The sequence below is a fragment of the Candidatus Pelagibacter sp. genome (genome assembly GCF_052049675.1).
Lineage (GTDB): Bacteria > Pseudomonadota > Alphaproteobacteria > Pelagibacterales > Pelagibacteraceae > Pelagibacter.
Window position 1 is genome coordinate 863,694 of sequence record NZ_JBNGZM010000001.1, and the last position, 11,307, is coordinate 875,000.

Sequence of the window (11,307 nt, forward strand, 5' to 3'; positions counted from 1 at the left end):
TTGTGAAAAAATTTTCTTTAGACTGTACCGAACTTTTAGATTACCAGCCAAATAGATATCCATTTCTAATGATCGACCATGTAAGCGAAGTTTATCCTGGTAAATTTGCAAAAGGGTTCAAAAATTTTACTAATAATGAATGGTTTTTTCCTATACACTTTAAAGATAACCCAAATGTTCCTGGGGCATTACAATTAGAGGCTCTAGCGCAAATGTTGACTGTGGCTATTACTACTTTGCCTGGTAATAAAGGTAAAGTAACACATGCAATATCACACAATGTAAAATTTAGCAGAGAAGTAAAACCTGGTGAAAAACTTATTATAAAAACAAAAGTCTTATCATGGTCAAGAGGCATCTGTAAGGGTCATGGTGTAGGTCTGGTCAACGATGATGTTGCTTGTGAAGCAACAATGGTAATTACTATTCCAGAAATTCTAGAAAAGTATTTACCAAAAAAAAATGAAAAAAAATAACTTTGACGTTATAATAATTGGTGCTGGTGCATCAGGAATAACAGCAGCATGGAATTTAGGTTTAAAATACAAAGTATTATGTCTAGATCAAGGGCCGTTCATAAACTATAATTCAAAAAAAGTAAAAAAATGGAATTCTAATAACGATAAAAAATTTAAAATTAATCCAAACGAAAGAAAATTAAAATTTGATTATCCAATTGATAATTCAGATTCTGATATAGAAATTGCAAATTATAATGCAATTGGAGGTTCTACTATAATTTATTCTGGTCATTTTCCAAGATTACATCCATCAGATTTTAGAACAAAAAAAATGGATGGGGTTGGTACTGACTGGCCTTTAAAGTACGATGATTTAGTTAAGTATTATAAATTAAATGATAAAAAAATGAATGTAGCAGGCTTAAAAGGTGATCCTGCTTATCCAACATCATTTGGAAATTTAAACAAACCTTTACCAATTGAACTTGCTGGTGAAAAGCTTGCTAAAGCTTTTAATAAACTTGGTTGGCATTGGTGGCCATCTTATAGTGCAATTTCAACAAAAAAAAATAAAATCCAAAAAAAGTTTATTAAATCTGATTATTATAATTTACTATATCCTTATACTTCTAAATCTAGTGTTGATAATACATACCTCAAATTAACAAATCAAAAAAATGTAAAATTTTTAAGTGAACATAGAGTTTTAAAAATTAAAAATGAAAATAAAAATAAAGTCAGTTCTGTTATTTGCAAAAATTATATTAATAATATTAAAATAGAATTCTTTGCTTCTATTATAATTGTTGCTTGTGGTGGAATTGGATCAGCTAGATTACTTTTAAATTCTAAAAATAAATTTTATCCTAATGGTCTTGCAAATAGTTCTGGTTTAGTTGGAAAAAACTTGATGTTACACCCACTGATGTATATTGAGGGTAAATTTAATAAGATTATAAATTCGCACACTCTACCTCAAGGATGTAATATATTTAGTCATGAGTTTTATGAGACTAATAAGAAAAATAACTTTAAGAGAGGTTATACTATTCATGTGTTAAGACCTGAAATACCATTAAATTTTGCAAAATACCTAAGAAAGATTGGTAGACTCAACTTTGGAAAAAATTTTCATAGAAATTTTTTTAATTATTATGGAAAAACAATTCCAATAGCAGTTATTTGTGAAGATATACCAAATAAAAAGAACAGAATTGAATTAGACTTTAAAAATAAAGATTCACTTGGTATGCCTGGAGTTAAGGTTTTTTATAAAGTAGATCAAAATACAAAAAATATGTTTTCACATGCCTCTACAAATATTAAAAAATTGCTAAAACTTGCAAATGCTAAAAAAATAATTGTAACAGCTCCAATTAGGTATGCTGGGTGGCATACCGCAGGGACAGCAAGAATGGGAACAAATAGAATTAATTCTGTTGTAAATAAATATGGTCAATCTCATGATATTGAAAATCTTTACATAATAGATAGTAGTATTTTTCCAACATCTGGTGCTGTTAATCCAGTCTCAACAATACAAGCATTAAGCTTAAGAATAACGGATTATATTAAAAAGAAATTTAATCCTTAAAGTCAATTTTATTTAGATCACTCAAATTTACTCGAATTCTTTTCTTAAAAGGTTTGACTGTTTGATTTTGTGGATCATCCTCACAAATTATATCCTTAGAAATTCCTTCATTTAGAGATTTATAAATTCCTGCGTAAGTAAAAGATTTTTTAGAATTAGTTCTTTCGGAACTGGATGATAATATAAAATATTTTTTATCTCTTACTAGGTGAATATTATTTAAAATTGACGCTTTTTCAGTTACCAATACATTAGCATTCTTAATTTTTGATAAACAATCAATTATAGGTAAATTCGAAGGATCAATAACTTCAAATTCCTTTTCTTTGAAGTAATTCTCAACATCTTTTATGTTTGAAATTCTGCTTGATCGTCCAGAAGAAAGAAATAAATTTTTTTCTTCTTTAAAGTTTGTGTGAATATATCTATTCATATAATTTTTTGCTAAAATAAAGTTCTGTGCTGTGCTCATTCTAGGTAAAACCTTACAGTTTTTAAAAATTATATTTTTATTCAAAGTTTCTGTTGGATTTATTAAATAAACTTTATTACCAAATTTTTCTTTAAAAAATTCATCCCAATAAGATGATGGAGTATATAAAAAAAATTTTGACTTTTTTTTAATTTTACTTAAAAAAAATAAAAAAGAACCTAATAAATCTCCAGCGAAATGTCCAAATACACTAGTATAATATGGCAAAACATACAATTCATCATTTATAAAATGTTTTTCTTTATTAATATTTTTTTGAAGTAATTTATGTTGTTGATTAATAAAATGTTTGTTTGGTGTAAAAGTGGTATTATTAATTTTTAACCAACTTTCAATAATTGGATAATTAGCATTTGTTTTCTGTGAACCTCCATCGTAACTAATTAGTTCGCCATTTTGTTTTTCTATATTCCAATATTTGAATTCTGTTGTGTTTACAAAGGGAATTAAATCATGAGTAATGGTTTCATTATTTATACCAATTGGGTTTATTTTGTGGTTAGAATTAAAAATATCTTTAATTCTATGATAAGAAAATTTTAAAAATTTATTAATTCTCATTCGATAAAAAATTTAAACCATCTTCAGAACTTACTATTGGCAATTTTTTGTAATAATCATTTATAAAATGATTAAAATCCTTATTTTTTAATTCGTTGTTTTTAATATATTCAAAACCTTTTTTTATTTTTAAAAGACCAATACCTCTATCTATATTGACAATAACAAAATCCATATTTTTAGAATTATTGATTTCAACGGCTACTTTCCAGACATCACCACTCCAAGTTCTTTGTTTAGGGGGAACATTTTCCTCTAAAGCATTTCTTGGAAGAAAATCATGAAACAGAATTATGCCGTCATCCTCTAGAGAGTTTAGCGCATTAATACAGTCTTTTTGACATTGTTCATATTCATGCAGACCATCTATAAAAATGACAGAAAATTTTTTCTTGTTTTCTTTAAAAAATTGGTCGCTTGTCATTCTGTGTGTCCCCCCCTGAACTGGGTCAACACCAACCTTATTTAAAATACTTAATGGCACTGAATTAAAAACTTCATTTGTACAAACGCCAATTTCTAAATATTTACATCCCTCATAAAGAGAAATCGCCTTATTAACAAATGCTAAACGATTATAAAAATTAGACTCATAATTAAAAGAAAATTTTTTTTCTTTTTTAACATCAGTAATTTTCCTTATCTTTTCAATAATTATAGGAATTATAGGTGGTATTAACGTTTTTAATAAATATTTAAATTTTTTCATGCTAATGATGGATAATATATCTAAATAAAAAAAATGGTACAAATAATATCAGTTTGGAAAAAATTAAAACACATTTCAAAGAAATCAAGTAATCTTGAAAATGAAAATTTTCATAGTTATGAGTTTATTTCTATCAAGAAAGTTTTTAAAGAATTAAATAGAAATAATTTTATCTTATCGAAAGATAATAGTTGGACGAAATTATTTGATAGTAATCATGTACAAATTAATAAAATTAATTTTTTATACAATTCAAAATATAACAAAAAATTTCTTATTGAAAAAAATAACGGTATTTCAATCAATGATCTTAAAAAAGCAAAAATTATTAATGGTTCAATTTTTGCAAAACTTAAGAATGTAAAAGTTATCAAGGACTCCTTGTTAATTTTAGAAAGCAGAAATTTAGCTTTAGTAGAAGGATATGGTGATGAAAGATGGGCAGATTTTCAAATAAATAAATGGCCTAATACTCACAATTTTCCATTATGTAAAATAAATTTTTTAAATAACAACGTTGTAGAAAAAAGAATTAAAATTTATAAATCAAATTCAAAATTAAAAATTATTAATAAACCAGTAATTTATTTATCCTTAAGGGATGATAATCAAGTTTTTCATTGGACATTTGAAAACCTAACAAGACTGTATTTCATAGATATATTTCCTAATTTAAAAAAAATTCCTTTAATTTCTAAAAACCCATTATCAAATTTTCAAAAAGAAACTTTAAAAATCTTAGGAATTAAAAATAAAATTTTAATAACTGGAGAAAAAGATTTATTATGTAAAAATTTATACTTCCCTTCAATTCCGTCTCCACCTGTATTAAACAAAAAATTAATTTTGTGGTTAAGAAAAAAGTTTTTAATTGGGATTAAAAAAATTAAAAATAAAAAAGATTTTAGTAAACTAGTTTTTATATCAAGGGGAGATACAAGTCATAGGAATATTTTAAATGAAGAACAATTATTTGTTGAATTAAAAAAAATTAATTTTAAAAAGTATGAATTAAGCAAGCTAAAGTTACATGATCAAATTAATCTTTTTCAAAATGCCAAAATTATTATCATGCCACATGGAGCCGGAGGTATTCATACCTTGTTTGCATCAAAAAAATGTAAAATTATAGAAATCCAATCACCAGAACAACCAAACAACATTTTTTTATGTGTAGCTCAAATGTTAAAAATAGATTTTTTTGTTGCCATGGGAGAAAAGCCAACTAATGATCATAAGAAAAATTACTATATTGATATAAAAAAATTTATTAAAATTCTGAAAAAAAAAATAATTAATCAAGATATATAAATGAAAAATTACATAAAATTTAAGAAATGTATTGATGAATTAATACCTGATGACAAATATTTTGGTATGCCAAAGGCCTCTAGAATAATTAATATTAGGTCATTATTTTTAATATTTAAAAAAAAAAAATGTATAGTTAATCAAAAGAACATTGAGAAATTATTTTCAGATGAAATTTTAAATAGTTATTTCACCTCAAAAAAAGTCATAAAAAATATAGATAAAAATACAATTTTTTTAAGTAAATTAAAGTCTGGAAAAACTATTAATTTGAAACTATTGAGTAAAGTTACAAAAATGAAATCAAAATTTAGAAATGTATAAAAATAAGAATGTTTTTATTACTGGTGCAAATGGTTCATTAGGTAGAGATCTTATAAGCAATTTTCATAAAAAAAAGGCTAATATTGTTTGCTGCATAAAAAGAAAAAATATTAATTTCTTAAAATTTATAAAAAGTAAGAAGCTAAATAAAAATCAAAAAATTGATGTCGTTGTTTTTGATATTACAAAAGATAAAGATCACAAAAAAATTTCAAACTATTTAAAAAAAAAAAATTTTAAAATTGATCTTTTAATAAATAACGCAGGTATAGCTAAAGGAGGCATAACTGAACTTACATCTAAGCAAAATTTGAAGGATGTTTTTGATGTTAACTTTTTCTCTCAAATTCAAGTAATTCAAACAACACTTAGATTTTTAAAAAAATCTACAAATGCATCGATAGTAAATATAGGTTCGATATCTGGAAATCTGGGTTATAGAGGTTTCCTAAGTTATGGAGCTAGTAAAGCAGCTTTAATGTATTCTACAAAAATTCTTGCTAATGAATTTTCAAATTACAAGATTCGTGTAAATTGTATTGCTCCAAATGTTTTTTTATCAAAAATGAGCAATTTAATGGATGATCAAATAAAAAATGATTTCATTCAAAACTCTTTTTCAAATAGAATGTGCAATACATCAGATATTGTTAATTTAATAAACTTTCTAGGATCAAATAAATCCTCGTACCTAAATGGACAAGTTTTATACTTAGATGGGGGAAATAAGTTTTGATAAAATCAAAGTTGAAGGAATTGCAAAATATTTGTCGAGAAATGAGGCGCATCATTTTAAAAGCTAGCTATAATTCAAACGAGAGTACTCATATTGGGGGAGCACTATCAATTGTTGAAATTTTAGCAGTAATTTATAATGAATATATTTTTGTTAAAAACTCAAATAATAAAAATAGATTTATTTTAAGTAAAGGCCATGGGTTTTTGGCTCTAGCAAGTGTCTTAAACATTTTTAAAAAAATTAGTGATAAAGAGTTATCAACTTATCAAAAAAATGGAAGTCAGCTAATTGCTCATCCTATTGCGAATATGAGAATGGGAATTGAGTCCTCTAATGGAAGTCTTGGTCAAGGTCTATCTTTTGCAATTGGGATTGCAATAGCAAATAAAAAAAGTAAAAAAAAAAATAAAGTATTTGTTTTAATAGGAGATGGTGAATGCTACGAGGGCGCAATTTGGGAAGCTGCTATAACTGCTACTGAACAAAAATTAGATAATTTAATTTTATTTGTAGATAGCAATGGGCATCAAAATGATGGGAAAATAAATAAAATAATGAATACAAATAATTTATACAAAAAATGGAAAGGTTTTGGTTGGAATTGTATAAACATTAACGGTCATAATCCTGATGAAATAAACTCCGCTATAATTAAAACTAAGAGAGATATGCCTACAGTAATTATTTCTAAAACAATTAAAGGAAAGGGAGTAAAATTTATGGAGAATAACAATGATTGGCATCATGGTATGCTTTCAAAAAAACTATTAGACCAAGCGTTAGATGGTCTTAATTAATGAAAATAGATTTAAAAACTTTAAAACAATGGTCTAGACTTGGTCAAAGAGCAATGTTTGGACAATTTATGATAAATATTGCAAAAAAAAATAAAAAACTCATGGTTCTATCAGCCGACTTGGGAAGATCATCTGGCTTAGATAGATTTAAAAAAGAGTTTCCAGATAAATATTTATCAGTAGGGATTGCAGAACAAAATTTAATTGGAATAGCTTCAGGACTTTCTAAGGAAGGATATAAAGTTTTTGTAACATCATTTGCTCCTTTTTTATCAATGAGAGCTTTAGAACAAATTAGAATGAATCTGGGATATATGAAGCACAACGTAAACGTTGTAGCTTTAGGAAGTGGCCTTTCATTAGGATTTTTAGGCAACAGTCATTATGGATTAGAGGACGTAGGAACTATAAAAACAATTCCAGGAATTAAAATATTTTCACCTGGTGATTGTATGGAATTAAAAAATATCTTAAATGATTTATCAAATAACGATAGAGGTCCAACTTATATAAGGCTTACAGGACCATCAAATACTAACTTGCTCTACGAGAAGCCTTATAAATATAATCATCTAAAAGAAAACAAAATTATCAAAGGACTTAATAAAAAATTACTGATCCTATCAACTGGTTATATTTCTACAGAGGTCAAAATTGCATGTAATAATCTTAAAAAAAATAAAATCTTTCCTGAATTTATTCATGTTCATAAAATTAAACCGATTAATATAAAAATAATTGAATATTCTAAAAACTTTAGAAATATTCTAATAGTTGAAGAACATAGTAAAATAGGAGGTTTAAAAAGCTCAATAATAGAAAAGCTAATAAATTTTAATCATAAGATAAATATAGAGACTATAACTTTGCCAGACAGATTTGGTCCTACAGGCAGATATGATTATTTAATTGACTATCACGGCATGTCATCCAACAAAATTAAAAAAAAGATCTTAAAGATATACAAAAGATCAAAATAATGTTTTTTAAAAATTTAGAAAAGTATAAATATAGGGAAGCTCTTATAACTGAAAAAAAAAAAATATATTATGAAGATATCTTAAAAGCATTATATCAATTAAAAAACGTTATAAAGCAAAGAAAATTAACTTTAATAATTTGTCATAATAAAGAAGAAATTTTAATCAATTACATATGTTTATTATATTTAAAAATTCCCATCATTCTTATAGATAAAAAATTAAATTTAATAGAATTGAAGAGTTTAGTTCAAAAATATAAACCAACATATATAATCAGCTCAGATAAACTTATTTTAAAAAAAATAGATAATTTTAAAATAATCTATAATGAAAAAAATAATTTTATTTTTTTAAATCAGAAAAGAGTTTCATACAAAATTATCAAAAATCTTTGCTTGTTAATGCCAACTTCTGGAACAACTGGATCAAAAAAATATGTAATGTTGAGTTACAAAAACTTATTTCAGAATACAAAAGATATAATTAAATATTTAAATTTAAGTAAAAATGATAGGTCTATAACTAATATGCCATTTAACTATAGCTACATGCTTTCAGTTGTAAATTCTCATATCCAGGTAGGGGGTGCAATAATTGTTACAAATAAAACAGTTTTTGAAAAAGATTTTTGGAAACTATATAAAAAGTTTAAAATTTCAAATTTTAATGGAGTTCCATTTACCTATGAAATACTTAATAAAATTGGAATAAACAATATATTCAATAAAAATCTCAAGTTTATTACTCAAGCTGGTGGTAAACTGAATGACTTGATAAAAGAAAAGTTGTTAAAAAAATGTATAGAAAATAATAAACTACTTTTTATTATGTATGGACAAACAGAAGCTTCACCGAGAATTTCATATTTAAATTTAAGTGCAGATAAAATTAAATTTAATAGCGTTGGGAAAAATGTTTTCTCTTGTAGAATAAATATATTAAAAAAAACAAAAGCATCTGTTGACACACATAAAGTGGGTGAAATATCAGTAACAGGGGATAATGTATTTTTAGGATATTCTTATAGTTATAAGGATTTAGGTAAAAAAAATAAAATAAAACGACTAAATACAGGTGATATTGGATATTTAGACAGTGAAAATTACTTATACATTGTGGGTAGAAAAAATAGATTTGCAAAAATATTTGGTTACAGAATAAATTTAGATGAAATAGAGAGTCAACTTTATAAAAAAAATATAGAGGTAGCTATTAAAGAAAATGAAAATAAAATTCAAGTATTTTATGAAAAAAAATATAAAAAAACAATTTTGCTTAATAATATTTTTAATATTACAAAACTTAATAAAACAGCTTTCGTTTTATTTAAGATTAAAAAAATACCCAGAAATAAAAATGGGAAGATAAATTATAACCTATTATAAATGAATGATATTCAACAATTTTTAAATTTAAATCCTTATGAATTAAAAAAAGAGGATAAGAATAAATTATTTTTTACATTTCAAAAGAATTTAAGTAGATTTCATAAAAAAAATTGTAGTGAATACAATAAAATTTCCTCAATATTTTTTAAAAAATTAAATAAGATTAATTGTTTGAGTGATCTGCCCTATATTCACTCAAATATTTTTAAAAACTTCAATTTAAAATCAACAAATAGTAATTTTTTCACAATGAATTCATCTGGTACTTCCGGACAAGTCAAATCAAAAATAAATATTGATTTCCAAACATCTATTATACAAGCAGAAGTGTTAAAAAAGATAATTTTTGATTTTATACCTAAAACTATAGATACAATAATAATAATTGGAAATGAAAAAAACATAAAAAAACAAAAATATTTTGATGCAAAAACAGTTGCTATCAAAGGTATTTCAAGAAATTTCAAAAAAAAGATTTTTTTACTTAAAGAAAATAATTCTATGGATAAAAAAAAAATAATTAAAATAATTAAGAATTACAAACAAAATAAAATATTATTTTTTGGTATGACAGATAATATTTGGGACAATTTATTAGAGGAATTAAAAAAGAATAAAATTAAATTTCCTAAAAATAATTGGTATTTGATTCATGGTGGAGGATGGAAAAAACTTCAAAATAAATCAATATCTAAAAAAAAATTTACTAATGAATTAAGAAAAATAACTAATATAAGGAAGATCTATAATTATTATGGAATGATAGAACAAGCTGGATCAATTTATATGGAGTGTGAAGAAGGATATTTCCATAGCTCTATTTTCTCAGATATTTTAATACGAGATAAAAATCTTGGGGTTGAAAAAAACAAAAAATTTGGTTTGATTCAGACTATGTCAATTCTACCTATTAGTTATCCAGGTCATAACATTTTAACCGAGGATATGGGTGCAATAATTGGAGAGGACAATTGTAAATGCGGTCGAAAAGGAAAATATTTTTCATATTTGAAGAGAGTCAAAAATGCTGAAGCAAGAGGATGTAGTAACGTTTAAAATTAAAATTACATGAATATAGTTTCTAAATTTTCTAATTATAAAATAATTATACGCAAACCATTTGATGAAATAATCATTAAGTTTTGTGAAAATTTATCAAAAGAAATCATGAAAAATAAAAAATATAATATTTATCCTGATTTAAAACAGTTTGGTTTTTGGTGTAGAAAAAAAAACTTAATTAAATTTAAAAAAAATAATACTAGAAATAATTTAAACCTATTAGGTAGAGGTTTAGCATTTCATGTTCCGCCCTCAAATGTTCCAATGAATTTTGCTTATACTACCTTGTTTGGATTATTATCAGGATGTACTAATGTAATTAGAATTCCTACAAGAAAGTTTAATGAAATTGATCAATTAATTTCAATCATTAACAAAAATTTAAAATTAAAACAGTTTAGATCAATAAAAAATATGATTCATTTTATAAGATACGAAAAATCAGATAAAATTTCATTACATCTTTCAAAAATTTCTGATGTGAGATTAATTTGGGGAGGGGATGAAACTATTAAAAGATTTAAAGAATATCCAACAAAATTAAAGAATGTAGATTTGATGTTTCCATCAAAAACATCTGGTTGTATAATTGATTGTTCAAAACTATTAAAAATCAAAAATGAAAAATTTATTAATTTTATTAATAACTTTTATAATGACGTTTATACATTTGATCAAATGGGTTGCTCATCACCTAAAGTGATTTATTGGATTAAAAATTCTAAAAATTCTGACAAAGTAATAGAAAATTTTTGGGACGAACTTTCTAATTTAATAAAAAAAAAATATGAGAATAATTTACCTGAAACAAATAAAAAATTAAAATTATTACAAAATATTTCAATAAAAAATAATTTTACATATTACTTAAACAAAAATAAAAAA

Annotated in this window: 12 protein-coding genes (1 of these 12 cut by a window edge); 10 read left to right on the top strand and 2 right to left on the bottom strand. The window is 24.3% G+C overall.

Annotation, left to right across the window (positions count from 1 at the left end; all coding sequences use genetic code 11):
* The first annotated feature begins 2 nt into the window (after positions 1-2).
* Both ACTT9L_RS04725 and ACTT9L_RS04730 read left to right on the top strand, forming a co-directional pair.
* Positions 3-476 (top strand): 3-hydroxyacyl-ACP dehydratase FabZ family protein, encoded by a 474-nt coding sequence (locus tag ACTT9L_RS04725; protein ID WP_440928177.1) that lies wholly within the window; start codon positions 3-5, stop codon positions 474-476.
* Positions 463-2,055 carry a GMC oxidoreductase gene (locus tag ACTT9L_RS04730; protein WP_440928178.1) on the top strand — a complete coding sequence of 531 codons (1,593 nt, stop codon included), beginning with the start codon at positions 463-465 and terminating at the stop codon, positions 2,053-2,055. The genes ACTT9L_RS04725 and ACTT9L_RS04730 overlap by 14 nt, the downstream gene beginning before the upstream one ends.
* On the opposite strand, the gene ACTT9L_RS04735 is transcribed toward ACTT9L_RS04730, so the two are convergent.
* Both ACTT9L_RS04735 and ACTT9L_RS04740 read right to left on the bottom strand, forming a co-directional pair.
* Positions 2,045-3,109 (bottom strand): glycosyltransferase 61 family protein, encoded by a 1,065-nt coding sequence (locus tag ACTT9L_RS04735; protein ID WP_440928179.1) that lies wholly within the window; start codon positions 3,107-3,109, stop codon positions 2,045-2,047. The genes ACTT9L_RS04730 and ACTT9L_RS04735 overlap by 11 nt on opposite strands.
* The gene (locus tag ACTT9L_RS04740) at positions 3,099-3,818 is read right to left on the bottom strand and encodes a class I SAM-dependent methyltransferase (RefSeq protein WP_440928180.1); all 720 of its coding nucleotides are present in this window, start codon (positions 3,816-3,818) and stop codon (positions 3,099-3,101) included. The genes ACTT9L_RS04735 and ACTT9L_RS04740 overlap by 11 nt, the downstream gene beginning before the upstream one ends.
* Before the next feature lie 33 nt (positions 3,819-3,851).
* Here ACTT9L_RS04740 and ACTT9L_RS04745 point away from each other — a divergent pair, with 33 nt between their 5' ends.
* The 8 genes in view from ACTT9L_RS04745 to ACTT9L_RS04780 are tightly spaced (at most 20 nt apart) and all read left to right on the top strand, a layout consistent with a single transcriptional unit that may run on beyond the window.
* The gene (locus ACTT9L_RS04745; protein ID WP_440928181.1) at positions 3,852-5,129 is read left to right on the top strand and encodes a glycosyltransferase family 61 protein; all 1,278 of its coding nucleotides are present in this window, start codon (positions 3,852-3,854) and stop codon (positions 5,127-5,129) included.
* Complete coding sequence (locus tag ACTT9L_RS04750) at positions 5,130-5,453, top strand: hypothetical protein (RefSeq protein WP_440928182.1); 324 nt, start codon at positions 5,130-5,132, stop codon at positions 5,451-5,453.
* The gene (locus tag ACTT9L_RS04755) at positions 5,446-6,189 is read left to right on the top strand and encodes an SDR family oxidoreductase (protein ID WP_440928183.1); all 744 of its coding nucleotides are present in this window, start codon (positions 5,446-5,448) and stop codon (positions 6,187-6,189) included. The genes ACTT9L_RS04750 and ACTT9L_RS04755 overlap by 8 nt, the downstream gene beginning before the upstream one ends.
* Positions 6,190-6,209: 20 nt before the next feature.
* Positions 6,210-6,989, top strand: coding sequence for a transketolase (locus tag ACTT9L_RS04760; RefSeq protein WP_440928660.1), 780 nt, complete (start codon positions 6,210-6,212; stop codon positions 6,987-6,989).
* Positions 6,989-7,969 (top strand): transketolase family protein, encoded by a 981-nt coding sequence (locus tag ACTT9L_RS04765; protein WP_440928184.1) that lies wholly within the window; start codon positions 6,989-6,991, stop codon positions 7,967-7,969. The genes ACTT9L_RS04760 and ACTT9L_RS04765 overlap by 1 nt, the downstream gene beginning before the upstream one ends.
* Positions 7,969-9,357: an AMP-binding protein gene (locus ACTT9L_RS04770; RefSeq protein ID WP_440928185.1), complete on the top strand. Its 1,389-nt coding sequence runs from the start codon at positions 7,969-7,971 to the stop codon at positions 9,355-9,357. The genes ACTT9L_RS04765 and ACTT9L_RS04770 overlap by 1 nt, the downstream gene beginning before the upstream one ends.
* Complete coding sequence (locus ACTT9L_RS04775; RefSeq protein WP_440928186.1) at positions 9,358-10,416, top strand: LuxE/PaaK family acyltransferase; 1,059 nt, start codon at positions 9,358-9,360, stop codon at positions 10,414-10,416.
* A gap of 12 nt (positions 10,417-10,428) precedes the next feature.
* Positions 10,429-11,307, top strand: partial view of an acyl-CoA reductase gene (locus ACTT9L_RS04780; RefSeq protein ID WP_440928187.1) — the 5' portion only. It continues 303 nt past the right edge of the window; the window shows 879 of its 1,182 coding nt (coding positions 1-879); it begins with the start codon at positions 10,429-10,431; the stop codon falls past the right edge of the window.